General features: G+C 64.1%; 17 protein-coding genes and 1 tRNA gene. 8 read left to right on the top strand and 10 right to left on the bottom strand.

Annotated features, from left to right (window positions below; translation table 11 throughout):
* The first annotated feature begins 13 nt into the window (after positions 1–13).
* The 4 genes from pal (at position 14) to KHO33_RS31050 (ending at position 2,292) form a co-directional block, all read left to right on the top strand.
* Positions 14–523 carry a peptidoglycan-associated lipoprotein Pal gene (gene pal, locus KHO33_RS31035; RefSeq protein ID WP_035552920.1) on the top strand — a complete coding sequence of 170 codons (510 nt, stop codon included), beginning with the start codon at positions 14–16 and terminating at the stop codon, positions 521–523.
* Between the two features lie 19 nt (positions 524–542).
* Positions 543–1,292, top strand: a complete 750-nt coding sequence (gene ybgF / locus KHO33_RS31040; protein ID WP_054040946.1) for a tol-pal system protein YbgF — start codon at positions 543–545, stop codon at positions 1,290–1,292.
* A gap of 195 nt (positions 1,293–1,487) precedes the next feature.
* Positions 1,488–1,563 (top strand) — tRNA-Lys (locus tag KHO33_RS31045).
* 246 nt (positions 1,564–1,809) lie between these two features.
* Entirely contained in the window at positions 1,810–2,292 is a 483-nt protein-coding gene (locus tag KHO33_RS31050; protein WP_200563736.1) for a DUF488 domain-containing protein, read from the top strand.
* On the opposite strand, the gene KHO33_RS31055 is transcribed toward KHO33_RS31050, so the two are convergent.
* Positions 2,249–3,079 carry a hypothetical protein gene (locus KHO33_RS31055; protein WP_234480468.1) on the bottom strand — a complete coding sequence of 277 codons (831 nt, stop codon included), beginning with the start codon at positions 3,077–3,079 and terminating at the stop codon, positions 2,249–2,251. The genes KHO33_RS31050 and KHO33_RS31055 overlap by 44 nt on opposite strands.
* Positions 3,080–3,882: 803 nt before the next feature.
* Between KHO33_RS31055 and KHO33_RS31060 the strand changes: the two genes are divergently transcribed.
* Positions 3,883–4,818, top strand: a complete 936-nt coding sequence (locus KHO33_RS31060; protein ID WP_200563739.1) for a fatty acid desaturase family protein — start codon at positions 3,883–3,885, stop codon at positions 4,816–4,818.
* Between the two features lie 21 nt (positions 4,819–4,839).
* Here the strand turns inward: KHO33_RS31060 and KHO33_RS31065 are convergent, their stop codons facing one another.
* From KHO33_RS31065 to KHO33_RS31075, 3 genes are read right to left on the bottom strand one after another with little or no spacing between them, the layout of a single operon-like run.
* Positions 4,840–6,009, bottom strand: a complete 1,170-nt coding sequence (locus KHO33_RS31065; RefSeq protein WP_234480469.1) for an aromatic ring-hydroxylating oxygenase subunit alpha — start codon at positions 6,007–6,009, stop codon at positions 4,840–4,842.
* Entirely contained in the window at positions 6,002–7,606 is a 1,605-nt protein-coding gene (locus KHO33_RS31070) for a GH3 family domain-containing protein (RefSeq protein ID WP_200563741.1), read from the bottom strand. Before KHO33_RS31070 ends, KHO33_RS31065 begins: the two co-directional genes overlap by 8 nt.
* Positions 7,606–8,544: a fatty acid desaturase family protein gene (locus tag KHO33_RS31075; protein ID WP_200563742.1), complete on the bottom strand. Its 939-nt coding sequence runs from the start codon at positions 8,542–8,544 to the stop codon at positions 7,606–7,608. The genes KHO33_RS31070 and KHO33_RS31075 overlap by 1 nt, the downstream gene beginning before the upstream one ends.
* A 40-nt stretch (positions 8,545–8,584) precedes the next feature.
* Here KHO33_RS31075 and KHO33_RS42670 point away from each other — a divergent pair, with 40 nt between their 5' ends.
* The gene (locus tag KHO33_RS42670; RefSeq protein WP_267914819.1) at positions 8,585–8,716 is read left to right on the top strand and encodes a hypothetical protein; all 132 of its coding nucleotides are present in this window, start codon (positions 8,585–8,587) and stop codon (positions 8,714–8,716) included.
* Positions 8,713–9,636, top strand: coding sequence for a lipase family protein (locus tag KHO33_RS31080; protein WP_200563744.1), 924 nt, complete (start codon positions 8,713–8,715; stop codon positions 9,634–9,636). Before KHO33_RS42670 ends, KHO33_RS31080 begins: the two co-directional genes overlap by 4 nt.
* Here KHO33_RS31080 and KHO33_RS31085 read toward each other — a convergent pair.
* Both KHO33_RS31085 and KHO33_RS31090 read right to left on the bottom strand, forming a co-directional pair.
* On the bottom strand, positions 9,624–10,745 hold the full coding sequence (locus KHO33_RS31085; protein WP_200563746.1) for a hypothetical protein: 1,122 nt from the start codon (positions 10,743–10,745) through the stop codon (positions 9,624–9,626). The two genes, KHO33_RS31080 and KHO33_RS31085, sit on opposite strands and share 13 nt — an antisense overlap.
* A 13-nt stretch (positions 10,746–10,758) precedes the next feature.
* A complete protein-coding gene (locus tag KHO33_RS31090) occupies positions 10,759–11,487 on the bottom strand; it encodes a hypothetical protein (RefSeq protein ID WP_200563748.1) in 729 nt (242 codons plus the stop codon).
* Positions 11,488–11,551: 64 nt separating this feature from the next.
* Between KHO33_RS31090 and KHO33_RS31095 the strand changes: the two genes are divergently transcribed.
* Complete coding sequence (locus tag KHO33_RS31095; RefSeq protein ID WP_200563750.1) at positions 11,552–13,009, top strand: fatty acid desaturase; 1,458 nt, start codon at positions 11,552–11,554, stop codon at positions 13,007–13,009.
* A 44-nt stretch (positions 13,010–13,053) separates the two neighbouring features.
* On the opposite strand, the gene KHO33_RS31100 is transcribed toward KHO33_RS31095, so the two are convergent.
* The 4 genes from KHO33_RS31100 to KHO33_RS31115 form a co-directional block, all read right to left on the bottom strand.
* Positions 13,054–13,314, bottom strand: a complete 261-nt coding sequence (locus KHO33_RS31100) for a PAAR domain-containing protein (protein WP_200563752.1) — start codon at positions 13,312–13,314, stop codon at positions 13,054–13,056.
* Positions 13,315–13,359: 45 nt separating this feature from the next.
* Complete coding sequence (locus KHO33_RS31105; protein ID WP_200563754.1) at positions 13,360–13,875, bottom strand: hypothetical protein; 516 nt, start codon at positions 13,873–13,875, stop codon at positions 13,360–13,362.
* A 6-nt stretch (positions 13,876–13,881) separates the two neighbouring features.
* Complete coding sequence (locus KHO33_RS31110) at positions 13,882–15,390, bottom strand: type VI lipase adapter Tla3 domain-containing protein (RefSeq protein ID WP_200563756.1); 1,509 nt, start codon at positions 15,388–15,390, stop codon at positions 13,882–13,884.
* Between the two features lie 127 nt (positions 15,391–15,517).
* Complete coding sequence (locus tag KHO33_RS31115; protein ID WP_200563758.1) at positions 15,518–17,698, bottom strand: T6SS effector phospholipase Tle3 domain-containing protein; 2,181 nt, start codon at positions 17,696–17,698, stop codon at positions 15,518–15,520.
* Between the last annotated feature and the right edge of the window lie 13 nt (positions 17,699–17,711).

Genomic DNA, 17,711 nt, shown 5'->3' on the forward strand with positions numbered 1-17,711 from the left:
GGAGAGTCACAAAATGATGTCAAAACTTCGTTTCGCATTTGCCGTATTGATGGTCGGTGCGCTGGCCGCATGTCACTCGGGCGTCAAGCTCGACGAAAACGCTAACAAGGGTGGTGCAGTTTCGACGCAACCGAATCCGACCGATGTCGCTCAGGTCAACGTCGATCCGCTGAACGATCCGAACAGCCCGCTCGCCAAGCGCAGCATCTACTTCGACTTCGACAGCTACTCGGTCAAGGACGACTATCAATCGCTGCTGCAACAACACGCGCAATACCTGAAGAGCCATCCGCAACGTCACGTCCTGATCCAGGGCAACACCGACGAACGCGGCACCAGCGAATACAACCTGGCACTCGGCCAGAAGCGTGCAGAAGCGGTTCGCCGTTCGCTGTCGCTGATGGGCGTGACGGACTCGCAAATGGAAGCCGTGAGCCTCGGCAAGGAAAAGCCGCAAGCTACCGGTCATGACGAATCGTCGTGGGCACAAAACCGCCGCGCCGACCTCGTGTACCAACAGTAAGTAACAGGTGATGAGCCGAATGACGCATCGTTTCTCCTGGCTGCGGTTTGCCGCAGCGGCCTGCGTCGTGGGCACGGCCTTCGCGGCTGTGCCCGCACATGCGGGCATATTCGACGACGATCAGGCCCGTCAGGCCATTCTCGATCTGCGCTCGAAGACCGATAGCCTGTCGAGCCAGTTGTCGGCCGCACAACGCACGATCCTCGATCAGTCCAACCGCCTCGATCAGCTGAATCAGCAGGTCGCGACGCTGCGTGGGCAGAACGAAGATATGGGCAACCAACTCACCACGCTGCAAAAGCAGCAGAAGGACTACTACAGCGATCTGGACACGCGGCTGAAGAAATTCGAGCCGCAGCAACAGACGGTGGACGGCGTCCAGGGTGAGGTGCAGCCGGGTGAAACCGATTCGTTCAACGCGGCTTCACAGCAGTTCCGCAACGGCGACTTCAAGAATGCGGCGGCGTCGTTCCGCAGCTTCATCGCCAAGTTTCCGAACAGCCCTTACCAGCCGACCGCGCAGTACTGGCTCGGCAATGCGCTGTATGCGCTGCGTGACTACAAGGGCTCGACGGCGACCTGGCAAGGTGTGGTGGCCAAGTATCCGCAGCATCCGCGTGCGCCGGAGGCGTTGCTGGCGATTGCGAACAATCAGCTCGAGCAAGGTCAGAAGGCTGCGGCCAAGAAGACGCTGGAGCAGATCGTCGCGCAATATAGCGGCTCGGATGTCGCGCAGTCGGCTCAGAGCAAGCTGTCGCAGATCAAGTAGTCGTACAAGGTTTGGCAGTTGATGTAACGCGCAGTGGCTGCGCAGTCTCCAAATTAACGGCCACGCGCGCCTCTCGCCGGAAAGCCCGGGGTAGCGATACCTCGGGCTTTTCACCTTCTGAAGTGCGGATAGCTCGACTTACCACCATGGGTTGACAGCCCACAGGCGCTATCGCTATAATCTCGCTTCTCTTTTGGGTCGTTAGCTCAGCTGGTAGAGCAGCGGACTTTTAATCCGTTGGTCACAGGTTCGAATCCCGTACGGCCTACCAAAAGATTCAAGGGCTTGCACGCGTCAGCGTCGCAAGCCCTTTTTCTTTTCCTGAACCGTGTAGGCATTTCGGGTCAACACAAATCCATTTCGATCCTTGTGCCCTTCCGGCAAAATGCTGTCACATGCATGGCAGCAAAAGTGCAAGGAGCCGCCGAAAAACGGACTTGCATCAGATTCGCCCACGTTGCCCGACCTCGCCAACCACCCGCTTCCTGCATTCACAACCGCCTTTGGGGGCTCACGGATGACTGTTTTTACCATAGGCTACGAAGGGCTGGACATTGACACCTTCGTGTCGATGCTCGCAGAGTACAAAATCGAGACCGTCGTGGACATTCGTGAACTGCCACTCTCACGCAAGCGCGGCTTTTCAAAGACAGCTCTAGCTGGCATGCTGAATCACGCGGGCCTCGAGTATGTTCACATGGCCGATCTGGGCTGCCCGAAGCCGGTGCGCAACCGCTACCGCGAAGACGGCAACTGGAAGCGATACACAGAGGGATTCCTGAAGCACCTGGGGACGCAAGAGACGGCCATCGCAGAACTCTCCGACCTGGCGAGTTCTACGAACTGTGCGCTCCTCTGCTACGAAGCCGACTTTAATTTTTGTCACCGCTCGATGGTGGCGAATGCAGTGCACGACTACTGCGGCGCGAACATCGAGCACATCAAGTCGGCAAGCGCTAGAACAGTGAGCTCTGCCTCGTGTCGACTGGCTCTCGCTTAGGCGGATAGATCAGACTGATAATCAACCACTGGTCTTGAAATCGGTGCTGGTTGCCCATCAAGAACATCAAGGCCTTGCCGCCGAGTTGCGCTTCTAGCTTGGCGCGGAACGGCGCTTCCCACTCGGCGCCGTGGTCGCGGCGGCAATTCCAGAACAGCGCGCCTGCCTCCCAATCCACGATCTTGTGTTTGTGTTCCTTTTCGCCTTCAGGCGTTTCGCACACGTACCGGTAGTAGAAGTCGAACGGCACCTTGCGAAGCTCCTTCACTTGCCGGGTAGCCTCTGCTTCGGAGAAGAGATCGCCTTGCATTTGCTCGCGCATCAGCTTTTCCCTTTCTTCCTCGGTCCAGTCCTGATTTCGAGCCTTGCTGATTTCGAGGCTGAGTAGTCTTTTTGGGCGTAGCAGCGCAATCGACAGCCCATCGCTGACGCGTCCAGCTTCGATCGCATCGAAGCCGTCAAACGTAGGAATTTTATCTAGCCATTCCCAGCGCGCCGCCCAATCTCTCTTCGTGTCGATCACCTCCCCACAGGTAATCGTGTCGACGTAAAGCTTGTGACTTTCAGCCCGATGATCCTTGCTGGCTTTCTCAACCCGGACGTCGATCCACTGCCACTTCTTGAATTGCTGGCCTTCCTCGATCATCCGGAACGGCACAGGGTAGAGACGGCGCATCAAACCGTCTTGGTTAACGCCCGCGACGCACGAGGTCTCGACGTATTGCGCGCTGGGTGAGGGGTACGTCTTCGCCAAAATCAGGATGCGTTCCATTCGTCCCAGTGCCATGGCCCTCTCCTTTGTTCGTGTTCGCTCTAGACGCGCCTACATCAAGATTCGGTAATGATGTTATCCGCGTTTGTTGACTCGAAAAGCCGATATTCCATGCCGCTGGCCGCAGCGAGTTCCCACTCACGATCGTAATGTATCCTCTGCGAGACACGGCAATTCGCGAGATCCCGAACGGCATCGACAGTTTCGAAGTCGCGCGTATGGCCGGCAAGTCAACCGAGACAATCGACAAGCAATACGGGAATCTTCGGCATGACCGAATGCGGGCGAAGTTGGACACGGTCGGCATCCTTTAAACCCACCCGAGCGCCAAGGTCGACAGTTAGAATCCGTCACGCCTACCAAAGAAATTCGCGCACGTAGCCCAGCCTACACGGCTGGGCTTTTTGCTGTCTCGATTCCGTGTACGCACGGTGTCGGCATTTTGGGTGACCTCGGTCCGGCTACATGCATGTGCCATCTCGCCCTGCGAAATCGGTGTACAGCCAACTAGGCTATCGTTATCGGTCTTCCGCGAGAGTTAAGAGATTACCGCTGTATAGTTTCTTAGAGCGCTATAAGCGCCGGTTTTATACTCTGAAAGGTTCACATTGCTTCGTTTTCCAACGTATGCTGAAATTGCTGATGCAAAGCTGCCTCGGCACTGAGACAATATCTCATCGCTATCGAATACACACACCAGCGGACCTTCCGTTTATTCCCCTCTCGTCAAGCAACGGGCGCCTCCGCCGGAACCGCGCGGCGTGCTCGCATAAGCCTGGCGCCGCATCTTCCCGTCGCCGATCAACGAACTCTCTTCAATGCCCGTCACCGCCCTGCCGACACCCGCCGAACTCGCACGAACGCTGCCGTTCGTTGGTAGCGCGCGGCCGTGGCGGCTGGTGCGTTATGCCTGCGTCGACTGGCTCGGCATCCTCGCCTGCTGGCTCGTGATGGCGTCGACGCCGAGCCCGCTGGTCCATGCAGCCGGCATCGTGCTGATTGCTGGGCGGCTGCAGGCGCTGGGCGTGATCCTGCACGACGCCTGCCATCTGCCAATGCGCCGCATAATGCCGCCGCTCGCGCTTGTCGATGCGCTGGCCGGCTGGCCGATCGGCTCGTCGATCGCGGCGATGCGCTATCACCACCTGCGCCATCACCGCGCGGTCGGCACGGCGCAAGACCCCTATCTGCACCGGCTCGCCGCGCGCGGCGGCTGGATTCGCCGCGCGATGATGTTGCGCGGCGCGCTGCTGCCGGTCTGGTGGCCGTTGCGCGCGCTCACTTCTCCGTTCGCGCTGCTGTTTCCGACTTATCGGCCTTTCTACGCACGCGGCTTCATGCAGGACCGTTCGCGTGACGACCTGCGTCACCATCCGGAAGTGATCGCCTGCGCGAAACGCGACCTACCGCATTGCGCAGCGTATCTGCTTGCGATCGCGGCGGTCGTCCATTGGGACCTGCCGTTCTTCGGCTATTACGGACTGCCGTGGATCCTGGGCGGCATCATGAACGCAAACCGCGTGCTACTCGAACATGATCATGAGACGATCGCCGATCGCTCGCCGGAAACGGTCTGGCGCATGACGCGCACGTTCACGCTGGGCTGGATCGGCAAGCTCGTGCTGTATCCGCGCAATATCGGCTTCCATCAGGTCCATCACGCATATCCGGCGCTCGCGCTCGAGCATCTGCCGGCCGTGCATCGCCATCTGCTGGCGCAGGCGCCGGCCGAGGTGTCAGCGCCGCCCCGCTGACGCACGTCGGCACCCTCCCCGTTACAACTCGAAGCGCATCGGCTTCTCGCCGCAATGCTCGTCGGGTAAGGTTTCGCCACGTTTCACCGCATCGAGCAGCCGGTCAATCGACATGTGCACGGTATCCGCACGCACGTTGTGCGGCCGGAAATCGGGCGCGTTGTCGAGCCCCTCGCGGTGCGCACGCATGATCCGCACGTCTTGCTGGATCACCAGATGCGTGTAGATGTGCAATAGAGGCCGCAGCGCCCGCAGCAGCCAGCGCGGCAGCCGGAAGCGATAGGCGATGTAGGTATAGACGCGCGAACTGTGTGCATCGATCGGCGTGATCTGGCTGACGATCAGGAAGCCGGAACGTTCGCCCCAGCGATACTCGCAGCGCGTCACGTTCGGCGCGATGAACCGGTCGGTATGCACCAGCGGCACGCGGTCGGGATTGGTCAGCCAGTCGAGACAGAAGCCGATGCGATCGTCGCCGTCGTGATAGGTGACGAGCACGCTGTCGGGCCGTGTCGTCACGGTAGTGTCCATCGGCTTGCCGCGACTGCTGCGGAAGATGCCATCGTGCACGAACACGGTATGCGGCACGTCCATGAAATTCTGCGCGAGCATGCCGATGTCGCCGTCGAACGTGTTGATCATGTAATACGACTGCCAAGGCGCGGTATCGCGCAGCGGCATCCGGAAGATCGCTCGCGCCGCCGCATCGCCGTTGCCGGGATAAACCCAGACGAGACCGTCGAGCACCTGCACCGGCAACGCGCGTTGCCGGAACGGATAGTCGCGCGGTGCCGCGAGCGGCCGCGTGCCGTCGATGCTCGGTACCCGCAAGACCTGCCCGCTGCCATCGTAGCGCCAGCCGTGATACGGGCAGACGAGCTGGCCGCCGTCGACCTTACCGGCCGACAGCCGCGTGCCACGATGTACGCACTGGTCGATCAGCGCGGCCACGTTGCCGTCGCGCTCACGGAACACGACGATGCCAATGCCGAGCACCTTCGCGCGCACCGGCTTGTCGCGACGCAGTTCAGACTCAGCGCAAGCGACGAACCATTGTTCGTGCAGGCCGTCGGCTTGCATCTGCGCGCTCATGTCGGGATCGTGAGCGCAGGCGTGGGCTGCCCCGCAGACTGGCTCCGCGCCTTCCGCCTGTTTCGCATCGGCCATCACAGCGATCGTCCGCTTATTCATGCTGCCACCATTCGCTCGTGCCTAGCACAAGTTCGGCCATCGGTAACCGATTGACAAGCGGGCTCGGCTTGACGTCGCCAGCGCGGATGCCGGAGCGCTCCGCCGCATGCTGCAGCAAGTCGCCGAGCCGCGCCGGAGCATCCGACAGCCAGCGCACACGCAGCGGGTCCAACTGACCGATGCGGCGCGCATGAGAATAGTGAAAAATCCGGTCGAGCCGTGTTTCGATGGCGTCGCGCAGCATTTCCGCGCTTTCTCGCGGCACACCCGCTAGCAGCATCACGTAATGCGGGACATCGGCCTGCGCATCGGGAACGAGGCAGGCACTCGCCCCGCTCGCGAACACGGGAGCGAGCGCATCGCCCACCATGCGCTCGTCGAGCTTCTCGCCGACCAGGTCACAACTCGCGCCCGCGCGGCCCATGAACGCAATGCACGGCGTTCGCCCTGTGAACCGCGTCACGCGTACACGATCGCCAAGCGCGTAACGATAAAGGCCGCCGCCCGTCGTCAGTAGCACAACCGCCTCATCGCCAGGCGCGAGGCCCGAGACATCGCAGACACGGCCATCGTCGAACACGAACTCGAGATAGTGGCTGCCGATCGCGAGTGGACAGCCGTCGCCGTCACCGAACGGAATACTGACGACGCCCTCGGTGGCGAGCAGCCCTTTCGGCAGCCACTGCACGGCCGCCGGGAACCGCGTGCGCAGCGATTCGGCATAGACACGGCTTGGGCCGTCCATCCAGCTGCTGACTGCCGCCAGCTGCGGCCACAACGCATCGCACCGGCCGCGCGTGATCGCCTTCCGCAACGCCGCCGCGCGCGCAGCCGGCAGGTTTGCCTCGATCCATTCGAGATCACGCGTGCTATCGGGTTCTCCAGGCGAAAACAATGGGCGCAGCAGGCTCGTCAGGAACGTCGGGCTCCAGACGCTGAGCAACGCCAGCGTCTCATCGGCCACCAGCGCGCGCAGCGTCTGCCGCCGCCATACAGTGGGATCGCCGTCGAGCGGCGGCACCAGCAGCGTGGCTGCGAGCGCCGCCGCGCTGCTGCCGCCGCCGAGATAATCGAGATCGCTAGCGGAACCGATTGCAATGCCGTTCGACGTCATGCCCGGACCCTGCAAAGCTGGCGACATCGACCAGTACGCACGGCCTGCCGTAATGTCCGGATGCTCACGCGCCATGTCGGCGAGCCAGACGATCATCGCCGCCTGCAGTTCGCGCAGGAACGCGGGCGTGTAGGGAATCAGCTTACTGCGCGCGGTGCTTCCGCTCGTGCGCTCGAAGAACGCCGGCCACTCGCGCGTCAGTACCGGCTCCGGTTCCTGCGCCGCGCGTTCGAGCCAAGGCAGGAACGCGGCAGTATCGCGGATCGGCACGCGGTCACGAAACTGGTCGGCGGACCGAATCTCCGAGAACCCGTGCTGCCGCCCGAACGCGGTATCGCGGCCGGCTTCGAGCAATTGTGCGAGCCTGCGCGCCTGTGCCGTGTCCGGCGCGTCGAGTGCGGCCTGCCAGCGTTCGACGTCGGGCTGTGCCGCGCGGACGAACATGGCCCAAGCATCGGACGGCTCGAAGATCACGGCGTTCATCAGAAGTAGGTCTTGTCGAGTTGCGAGAGGTCGTCGGGCAGTCGGCGAGGCGGCAGGAAGATGCCGAGCCAGCCGTACCAGAGCGGCCGAGTCTCGCGCGGCTCCGACGCCGCATGCATCTGCTGCCAGCGCAACGCAGGGTGCCGGTGGTGCGTGAGGTTGTAGTTGAAGTTGAGCAACAGCCACCGCACGAGCCGCGGTGCACGCAGGTTGTAGGTGCCTTCGACCACGTCGAGCGGCGTACGCATGTGATAGATCCATTGCAACGACGACCACGAGAACGCAAACGCCACGTAGCTGATCAGCAAGACCATCGGCGACCACCCGAGCAGCCAGCCCAACGCGAGCCAGACGACGATGCCGCCCAGCGTCTCATAGCGGATGCACCGGAAATCGGCTGCACTGAATTCGCTGAATGCGGTGGCATAGGTGTTGTCGCCGCCGCGCATCAACCAGCGCTCCGTGACCGACGCGGGAAGCAACGCAAGCACGATGCTGCCGACGCACGCGCCCAGCCAGATGCCACCGAGAATCGCGAGGTAGTACTCGATGCACTTGCGGGCCAGGGACTCCTCAGGCAGCGCGAAGTCGGCGCGTTCGGCACGGGTGCGATTGCGGGCATGGTGGCCGAGATGGTTCACGTGGATCAGCGTCGCGGCGGCGCCGAACATCGTCGAAGCCCAGATCATCATCGTATAATTCACGCCCGGCAGACGATGCGCGGAGCCGTGGAAGCACTCGTGCATCATCGAGAACACGCCCTGCATCACGAGACAGAACGGCACCAGCACGAGCCACTTGATCGGCCCCGCGTCAGTGTGCGAAAGCCACGTCAGCGTGCCGGCCCAGACGCAGGTCTGCAGCGCGCAGATCAGCAGGTTCCCCCGATCGTAGCGCCGGGTCTGCGCCGCATCGGCAGTGGCGGTCGGTAGGCTCATGATTCGAAATTGCGTTGAATTGCCCCGGAGAATACATCAGATGCCTGAACAACCGGAAACGTATCCCGCGCGATGCCCGATCCCGTTCCTCACGCTACGCGCCACGCGCCGCCGCATCGCCGCCCGAGTGATCGGCGCGGCCGGTCAGGCCGTCGCGGAACCGACGCGTTGAAGCCGGCCGCGTGGGCGCCCGACGGTTTCGACGACTGGCGGACGTTCTACCCGACAACGCCTTTCCGCCCCCCGGGAGCCGGCCTCGACCTGACGCCGCACTTCATCGAAGGCTGGATACACAACACGGCGCGCCTGCCCGCCACCACCACCATCGTGTTGATCGCGGGACTCTATTCCGAATGGTTGCCTGGCTGCCATCGTGCCGCGCGCCGGACCTTGTGCGCAGCCGGTTATCCCGTGCTAACGGTGCCGGTACGCTCGGCGCGCGACGTGTTCGACCAGGGCGCGCATATCGCCGCGTTCCTGCGTGCGCGCCTGCCGGTATCGGGAGACTTCGTCGCGCTCACGCACAGTAAGGGGGGCATCGATACGCTGGCCGCCCTGACCGGTGATCCGGCGTTACGCGCGCGTTGCACGGGTATCGCGCTGGTGCAGCCGCCCGTGGGTCCGTCGGCGATCGTCGATGCGATCTTTGGTGAGTCCGTCGGCAAATCCGGGCCAGTGATGACCGCGCCGGTGACGGAACGTATCGCGCGCCGGCTGCTGAACTCACGCTGGGCGGCCGGCGGCACGCGCGACATCAGCAGCCGGCGCGACCCGCGTGTCGGTGCGATGCTGGCCGCAATTCCCGACGACCTCCATCTCGTGCATGCGGTCAGCTGGTCGATCACGGCGGCCACACGCTTCGATTCGCATCATGCGCGGCTGAACGGCTTTCGCCCCGGCTGCGCTCACGATGGCCAGTTCTACCTCGAGCACCAGGTGCTGCCGGGCCATCCGCAAATCTGCCTGCCGCGCCTCGATCATGGTCAGCCCGTGATCGGAGGCCTCGGTTTCGACGCGGGCCGTTTCTGGCTTGCGCTTGCCGACCTGCTGTACGTCACGCGCGGCAGCACCCGCGGACCTCAAACCAGATAGATCTCGAAGCCGGGAATCGGGCCCGCCGGCGAAATATCGGCCGGCACCTCGGCGTCCGCATCCCCGGTCGGCAAGGTGTACAGATCCATGGGGGTGCTCGCATGGCGGTAACGCCCCATCGCGGCCCAAAGCGGATCGTCGTCGTAAAGGCACAGCTGTATCAGCGCATGCTGGTGGCGCAGGCGAGCCCAAGCCGCGTCGATCAACGCCGCGAAGATCGCCGGGTCGCGCTCGCGCACCTGCAGATGCGTTAGGTACACGTCACCCAGCGGCTCGCCGGGCGCCGCGATGCGCGGCCTGCGCAACAGCGGTGCGAGGCCGTTGAACACGGCGCGCACGGCACGCAGCGACAGCGGCAGACGTTCGAGCACGATGCGCTTGATCGCGGAAGCATCCCAGGGCGCGACGCAGCCAACGAGCCTGCCGCGCACATCGAACGCCAGCAGGAACGAACCGATGCCGAACGCGGGCCATGTGTCGAGGCGGCGTGCGAACTCCTGCTCCGAGAACACGCAGCCGAACGGCTGCCGGCGCGACTGCGCGTCGAGGAACGCTCGCAGCACGTCGGCATGATGCGGCTGCGCCTCGACGATGCGCACGCCAGCGGGTACCCGGTTCGCATCCCACAGGCCACGCCGCGCGTAGACGGAGATATTCTCGTAGCCGCGCCAGTGCGCGAAACGCAGCCGACTCGCGCGTCGCGATTGCACGAGCGACTGCACGGCCAGCCGGTTGTCGCGAATCATGCAGCAGTACGCATGTTCGACGCCAGCTTCGCTTCGAAGCGTGGCCAGGCGATCGCGCACCACTCCCATCCATTCGCGCGACAGGCGCCGGTCAGGCATCAGGCGCAAATCACCGAGGTAGGCTACCGGCCGCGCGGCGCCTTCGAGATACCCGTCGCGCACGACGAGGCTCGCGATCCCCTTCAAGGCGCCATGTTCGTCCTCAGCGCACCAGACTTCATGGAACGGGCCATGACAACGGTGCAGTGCGAAATAGTCGGGCGCGCGATCAAAGCGCATCGGCAGGCTGCCCCGCATCGCATGCCGCGCCTGGAAATCGAGGATGCGCGGATTGTCGTCCGGCAGCGCCTGGCGGATTCTCATGAGCGGTTGCGGCTCAAGCACCATCGAACAGTCGCCGCGCGAGCGGCCGCAGGTTCGCCGCCGACAACTCGCAGATGCAGACGAGCTCGTCGCCGCACGCATAACCGGGGTTGCGCTGCAGGAAATACGCGACGTCGCCGATACGCCGGTGCGCGTCGGGGACGCTCGCAAGCTCGGGCGCAAGCCGCCCTTGCGGCACGTCGAACGACAGAATACCCGCGACGCGATCGTAGGCACGGCCATAACGCTCGGTCGCGAGATGGTCGAGCAGATCCTGCGCAGCAGCATCGGCCGAATCGTTCCCATCGGCCAGCGCGCCGGCTCGCGGCAGGTAGTGGCGAGCGAACGCGCCGAGATAACGGTAGGTGCGATGTCCCTTACAGATCAGGAACCAGTAGAGCGGCACTGCGGGCGCGGCGCGCTGAACTTCGCCCGCATGACGGATCCACGCGAAGGCTAGTTGTTGCGTGCCCCAGTGCGCGGGGTCGATGATGGTGTCGCCCGAGAACATCACGCGGATCGCCATCTCGCGCCAGCGCGTCTCGTACAGCTTGAGCGTCGAGAACCCCTGGATCGTCCCGTCACCGTCGCGCAGGACGATGCAATGCGTCTTGTCGCCGAGATCGTCGAGAAAGCGCGCGCGAACCGTGTCGCGATACGAGGCTGCGTAGAGCGAGAACATCCGTTCGACTTCGTCGGAACACAAAGCCGCACGCGCGACGACGGTGGCGCGCAGATCCATCGCGTATCTCTCCTAGTTTGAACAGCTTGTTATGATAGCCGCTCGCTCGCGCCCGGCCCCGAACATGGTTCCTGCCTCACTCCACCCCAACGCTAACGTCGTACCGCTTTCCCGGCCCTGGCTCGTGCTCGCGATCTACCTGGTCGTCACGGGCCTGTTCTACGGTTTCGTCACACACTTTCCTCTCGGCCCAGTCGCGCCGATCGGGCCTGGCCCGCTCGACCGCACGATCCCGCACTGGCCGCTCACGGTGCCGCTCTACCTCAGCTACCTGCTCGTGATGCCGGCGCTCGTCGCTGTAGGGCGCGATCGCACGTGGCTGCTGCCCGCGTTTTTAGCCGGTGCGCTGGCGGCAATCGCCTGCCTGTTCTGCCATCTGTTTCATCCGACCGAGGTCGTGCGGCCCGACGCAGCCGACGGATGGCTCGCCTGGTTGTACCGGATCGATTCTCCGCTGGCAGCATCGCCAAGCGGGCACGTCGCGCTTCCCGTCGCGATCGCAGTGGTGCTGGCCCGCCTGCGTGAACGCATCGGCGCGGTGTTCATCGCCTGGAGCGCGCTGCTCGCCGTAACGGTATTGACGACCGGGCAGCACATGGTGGCTGACGTCGGCTACGGTATTGCGGTGGGCCTGAGCGCGGCGGCGGCCACGCTCGTGCTGATGCGGCTCGACATCGACCTGCGGACCATGAGCGCGCTGCTCGCCGAATGGAGCGGCATCGTCATCACGCTGCGGCTCGCCGTCGTATGCGGCGATGGTTACCTCTATGCGCTGGCCGCACTCGTGATCGCGACGCGGCAGCACGCGCTGTTCATCCTCTATCACGACGCGACGCACTACCACCTGACGCGCCGCCGCCGCGCCAACGACTTCCTGATCAATACCGCGATCGGAGTACCCGGCCTTGTGCCGGTCGAGTTCTATCGTCCGCTGCATCTGGCCCATCATCGCGAAGTCGGCACGCCGCGCGACCCCGAGCGCCAATTCCTCTATTACGGCCAGCCATGGCGGTTCCGGCCGCTCGGCGCACTTGCACTCGCGCGGCAACTGCTCGGTGACCTGCTCGTGCTGAACATGGTCCGCAACATGGCCGCCTATCGCCGCTCGAATCCGCAACCGATTCGCCTCAGAAGACCGTTTCTTGCCGCTGCGGCGGTCTGGATCGCAATCGTCGCGACACTGGTCGCCGCCTGTTCAGCGCATACGCTCGCGATCGTCGCGTTGCTCTGGTTCGGGCCTCTACTCACCCTGTCGGTGATGATCCAGAAGATCCGCAGCATGGCCGAGCACAGCGGCGGCCCGCATGCGACGCCGGGTTGGGCCGACTGGACCTATTCATGGCGCGTAGGCTGGCTCGGACGCGTTCTGCTGTGGCCGTATCACATCAACCTGCATCTGCAACACCATCGCAGCCCCGCGATTCCCTGGCATGCGCTGCCAAGCGAGATCGGACGAGACGAGGTACGGCTCGATGCTGGCGCGTTGGTGCCGCTGCTGTGGGAGGGACGCAAGCGCGGTTGATGCGCACGGTTCAGGCACGGACGCGGGCGTGCCGCGCATCGCAATCAGGCGCTGTCGGTCTGCCGCTGGGAGGCGATCAGCACCGCGCCGCAACTGAGCTTGTCGCCATCGCGCGCGACCGGCCGACCGCCGATCGTGACGTTCGAATCGCCCGACACGATCACCACGGAGCCATGCACGCTGCAGATCGCGGTGTCGCCGACACGCGCGATCGGCTTACCGCCGATGTCGGAATCGGTGGCGCCGGTCGTCACAGCGCCACCGTGACTATGCGTATCGCCGATACAGATGAACGGACGTGTCATAGCGACCTTCGTGATAGTGGGCCACGCGGCCCGAAACGCTCCGCATCAGACGCGGCACAGCAGGACCCGGCGCGCGTCGCGCCCTTCCTTCGGTACGAACACTCCGATCACGTTGGTGTCGTAGGGCACGTTGGCCTCGCGATTTCGGCGGAACCAGTCCGCGGCCATCAGCATGAAGACGGCCGTGCCCGGCACGACTACGGTTTCGAGCGGCACGTCCTTCGACGGACGCACGCCGTCCGGCACCGCCCCCGACTCGGGCGACATGTTGGGTGCACCGGAAAGCTCGCGGAAACGCGACGGTGGCTGCGCCTCGTACGGGCCGTCGGAATCGAGTTTCCAGGGGCCATTCGCCTTGATGCGGAATTCGACCGCGTATTTGCCGCCTTGGTCGGTGAAGCGGATCCGCAGGTCGCGTTTCTCGGCATCCCAACCCTGCTCGTCGGCCGAGGTGCGACAGATTTCATACGTACCCGCCAGCCCCGCGGCATGCGCGACGGGCGCCGCGAACGCGGCGGCCGTGAGGGCAACGAACACGAGCGCGCGCAATGGGCTCGACATGATGAATCAACCTCCTGGAACAAGATGAACGAACGGATCGGCCGGCAGCTTGCGATCCTGCACATTGGCCGCCTTGCCAGCCGCGTCGGGCGGCGTGACGAGGATCAGGTGCAACTGGCCATCGGGCGCGAGGTTCGCAGTCACGCTGCCGTGACCAAGCTCATACCCCGCCATTGCAGACAAACCAAGGCCGACCATCGGGCCCATGATTCCGAGCGCGCCGATGCGGCGACCGACATCAAAACCCTCGCCGAGACTGGTCGGGTCAGGCACGTCGTCGATACCGGGGAGATGCAGCAGCGGTAGCACGGCCGGCTGCGCCAAGCTGTCGAAGAACACTCTGGCCAGCGTTTCTCCAGCCGGTAGCTGCGCGCGCACGGCCTGCCAGCCATCACGCACTGCAACGGTACGCGCGGTGCCTTTGAGCGGCTGGCCGCTCCCGTCCGTCAGGCGGATAGCGACCGGCCGATGCAGATAACCGAGCAGCGGCGCGGCATCGAATTCCTCGAGCTGCCAGCGAGCCCAGCGCGACGGCAGCGACGCATCAGGCACGAACGAGCCGGGGCCCGAGTTGTTGAGCTCGGGCGTTAGTAGCGGCGCCTTTGCTTGCCATTGCGCGACGGTCGGCGGCGAGACGTCGAGGCCCTCCTTCGGCTCAGCGTTGACGTTCCAGTAGAAGTTCGCTGCCTTGATGGTGTCGTACTGACGGTCGTCGGGGCCGGCGCCGTGCGGATCCCCGTTGACGAACGGGCGGACGTACGCGTCCACACGATCCGAGCGCGCGACCAGCAGCCCTGCCATCGCATCAAACTGCGACGGCACGCGTGGTCCGTCAGGCACGCTCACATGTTCGAACCAGCTGCGCACCGCTTCGCCGTCGACTCCGTAGACGAGTAATTCCGGCACGCGCGGGTTCGCGGCGAAAAAATCGAACAGATAGTCGATCTGCGCCTGCGGATTCGCGACGTTGGCGGCTTGAGCGGTCAGGAACATGTGCAGCGGGAGGCTCGCACGCTGCCGGTTCGTGGTGATCAGGTTGGCAATCGGGTTGTTTATATCAGCGGCCTTAGGCGGCCCGAAGACCACGACCGGAATTGGCCAACGCTCGACGCCCTCGCCTGCGCAATACCTGAACGAAGACCCAAGTGCTCCCGTCGCCTGCTCCTGGATCCGGGACGCGTCGCGCGGGTAGTCGGCGGGATTGGTGGACAGCACGCTGCGATAGGCGTCCTTCTGCTCCTTCAGCAACTGCCAGACGTCAGTCTGCGCCCAGATGTCAATGCGCAGGCCGACGCCGCGCAGTTCGAGCCGGGCGGGGCGCGGATCGGCGCTTGCGGCGGCGGCCCCCTCTGCACGAGCCGCCTTGGCCGAACCGCCCGCAGTGGCGACATCTGCACTGGCGGCGACGCCGGAGACCGGCGTCGCCGCGTTCGCCGAGCGCCATCTCAGCGCAAGGAACGACAGCACCGCGACGCAAGCGACCACCACGATTCCCAATAACAGTGTTCCGCTCATGCGTATGACCTCGATTTCCATTCCCGACCGGCATCGCACCGGTCGCTTCCGATTCGCGGCGCCGTGACGGACGCATCGTCACCTTGGCCCACAAGCTCGCCACGCCAGCGCGGCAGTGTAGTCACGCTCATCCGATGATCCCCGGGTCGTTCTTGCCATCCGAGCGTTCGTCCGTGGTCTGGCTCACCACGAGCGGTGGCCAGTGGCGTGGTACCACCGCTTCGCTAGGAAACTCGCCGCCCGAATAGTATTTGAAAGTCGCATTGACCACCTGCCGCGCATGATCGCTAAACTTGCTCGTGTAGATCGCATTGACGTTGGCGGGCACTGTCGACCAGTCGGTACGCCAGTCGGCGAGCGCTGCGAGCGCCGCACGCCAAGCCGGATCGTCGAGCGTCCGAGCCTGGCCGATCGCCACGTCCATCGCGGCCACCGCGCGGATGTTCGCCGAATCGTTGAGGATGCCGGAGTGATAGTTGTTGTCGGTCGCGTCGATACCGGTCAGGCGCTTGCGAATCTCGTTCGGTGTTTCGTCGCGCAGAAAATTGACCCCACCGTCAGGAGTGAACACGTTGGCGGTCTGGTCGTTCTCGTCCGGGTTCTGGTTGTTGAACCACTGCTTGACCACGTTTCCCTTCGCATCCCCGCCGGGGGTGCTGTCAATCTGGGCCTGAACGGAAGCCGGAATGCCCGTGACCACCTGCTGTTCGAAACCCGCCCTCGGGTTGCCGAGCGCGACGTTGACGCCCACCGCGTCCACCGGCACTTTGCCGCTCGGGTTGCCGTCACTGCCGCGCGTTTCGGTGCCGAACAGGTTCGGCGCGTAATGCGGCGTGATTTCCTCGCCGTTGACCCAGCGTTCGTTGCTGCCGTCGCGTGGCGCGCTCGAGGTCAGCTTGCGGTACGGGTGCTGGCTCGCCGCAGCCGCTATGCCGCTGCCCGGATAACGCGGTTCTTCCTTGGTGCGGATCGTGATGGTCTGCGGCGGCAGACCGACCGGCACGATTTTGCCGTCGCGCGTGAGTTTGGTCCACCAGCGCTGGTAGAACGCGAAGCGCGCCTGATCGCGCCGGAACGCGTCCATCGCCGGGACCTCGACCGATTTGCTCCAGGAGCCGGAACCTAGCGCTGTGGTGGTCACCGAATCGGGCAGCCCGTAGGTGCCGATCCCCCTGATATTGTCGAGCGCGACCACCTGGTCGTCGGTGCAGAAGTACATGTGAACCCGGCCGCGATTGTCGCGTTCGGCAAAATCGGCGTCGGCGCCGCCGGGTCCCAGCGGCCGCACGCCCTTCGTCGGTGACCACTTCGGGCCGGTGCGTCCGTGGTGTTTCGGGTTCGACTGGCTGCAGACGAGATCAGCGAGGGGCGGCGTCGTGTGCTTCGCGCGCGTCACGGCCTCGACGATGTTGGCGAGCGTCTTGAGCTTGGCCTGCGAGGTCTGGGATTCGCTGTCGGCCTCCCACACTGCGTACGGGCTGTCGACCATCACAATTGCGTCGGCGGGACGACAGCCTTCCTTGGCAAGAATCGCCTGCGCGAGCATCGTGATGATGGTGCCTTGGCTGTGGCCGATCACCGTGACCGTGTCGTCGCCCGTGCCCTGCCCCTGGTTCGCCGAACGAATCTCGCGGATCAGCGTGGCGAGCCGGTGCGCGGCCAGCACGAAATAAAGCCGCTCCGGACTGGTGCCGATGTAGGTGTAGTTGTCGGCTAGCTTGCCCGCGGCCCACTCCTTCGCACCGACCTTGAACCCCTCGCCGTACATGTCGGGGATGTTGTTGGTTGCGTTGTCGAAGTAGCCGCCTTCCTTCGCGAAGTGCGCGTCAAGCCGGTTGCCTTTCGTGTCCTGGTGCTGGGTACGCAGCTTGACCGGCTGCCCCTGCTTGTTCTTCGCCAGTTCGCCGTCGGCCGCGCGGTAACCCCAGTAGAACGGGATGAACACGCTGTTGGTCATCGTGTCCTCGAGCCGCTTGTACAGATACGTATCGGGATCATTGAGCACCGTCTTGGCCGAATCCGGCAGCTTCGCGCCGCTTTTCGCGGCGTCGGCCTGCGTCTTCTGCGCATCTTTCCATGCCGCGCCGTAGCCGCCCGCTTTCAGGTCCTTGCGGTTCAGGCGCCAGTTCAGGCCCTGGCAAATACCGCTCTCGACCTTCTCGTAGGTCGCGCCCGGATCGTTCACGCCGTGCAGGAAGATCACGATGCCGGGGCGATCCGCGGGCACTTTCACATGACGCGGTTTGTTCTTGTATTTCGGATTGGTGACCGCGCTGCCGCGCGCGATCACATGTTGGGCGGTCGTCATGCCAATGCGTCCT

Origin of the sequence: Paraburkholderia nemoris (assembly GCF_905221015.1) — a bacterium.
Lineage (GTDB): Bacteria > Pseudomonadota > Gammaproteobacteria > Burkholderiales > Burkholderiaceae > Paraburkholderia > Paraburkholderia nemoris.

What these genes read in the sequence shown, in the direction of transcription:
- pal (WP_035552920.1), top strand. Translation starts at nt 14, where the DNA reads ATGATGTCAAAACTTCGTTTCGCATTTGCCGTATTGATGGTCGGTGCG.
- ybgF (WP_054040946.1), top strand. Translation starts at nt 543, where the DNA reads ATGACGCATCGTTTCTCCTGGCTGCGGTTTGCCGCAGCGGCCTGCGTC.
- KHO33_RS31050 (WP_200563736.1), top strand. Translation starts at nt 1,810, where the DNA reads ATGACTGTTTTTACCATAGGCTACGAAGGGCTGGACATTGACACCTTC.
- KHO33_RS31055 (WP_234480468.1), bottom strand. Translation starts at nt 3,079, where the DNA reads ATGGCACTGGGACGAATGGAACGCATCCTGATTTTGGCGAAGACGTAC.
- KHO33_RS31060 (WP_200563739.1), top strand. Translation starts at nt 3,883, where the DNA reads ATGCCCGTCACCGCCCTGCCGACACCCGCCGAACTCGCACGAACGCTG.
- KHO33_RS31065 (WP_234480469.1), bottom strand. Translation starts at nt 6,009, where the DNA reads ATGAATAAGCGGACGATCGCTGTGATGGCCGATGCGAAACAGGCGGAA.
- KHO33_RS31070 (WP_200563741.1), bottom strand. Translation starts at nt 7,606, where the DNA reads ATGAACGCCGTGATCTTCGAGCCGTCCGATGCTTGGGCCATGTTCGTC.
- KHO33_RS31075 (WP_200563742.1), bottom strand. Translation starts at nt 8,544, where the DNA reads ATGAGCCTACCGACCGCCACTGCCGATGCGGCGCAGACCCGGCGCTAC.
- KHO33_RS42670 (WP_267914819.1), top strand. Translation starts at nt 8,585, where the DNA reads ATGCCTGAACAACCGGAAACGTATCCCGCGCGATGCCCGATCCCGTTC.
- KHO33_RS31085 (WP_200563746.1), bottom strand. Translation starts at nt 10,745, where the DNA reads ATGAGAATCCGCCAGGCGCTGCCGGACGACAATCCGCGCATCCTCGAT.
- KHO33_RS31090 (WP_200563748.1), bottom strand. Translation starts at nt 11,487, where the DNA reads ATGGATCTGCGCGCCACCGTCGTCGCGCGTGCGGCTTTGTGTTCCGAC.
- KHO33_RS31095 (WP_200563750.1), top strand. Translation starts at nt 11,552, where the DNA reads ATGGTTCCTGCCTCACTCCACCCCAACGCTAACGTCGTACCGCTTTCC.
- KHO33_RS31100 (WP_200563752.1), bottom strand. Translation starts at nt 13,314, where the DNA reads ATGACACGTCCGTTCATCTGTATCGGCGATACGCATAGTCACGGTGGC.
- KHO33_RS31105 (WP_200563754.1), bottom strand. Translation starts at nt 13,875, where the DNA reads ATGTCGAGCCCATTGCGCGCGCTCGTGTTCGTTGCCCTCACGGCCGCC.
- KHO33_RS31110 (WP_200563756.1), bottom strand. Translation starts at nt 15,390, where the DNA reads ATGAGCGGAACACTGTTATTGGGAATCGTGGTGGTCGCTTGCGTCGCG.
- KHO33_RS31115 (WP_200563758.1), bottom strand. Translation starts at nt 17,698, where the DNA reads ATGACGACCGCCCAACATGTGATCGCGCGCGGCAGCGCGGTCACCAAT.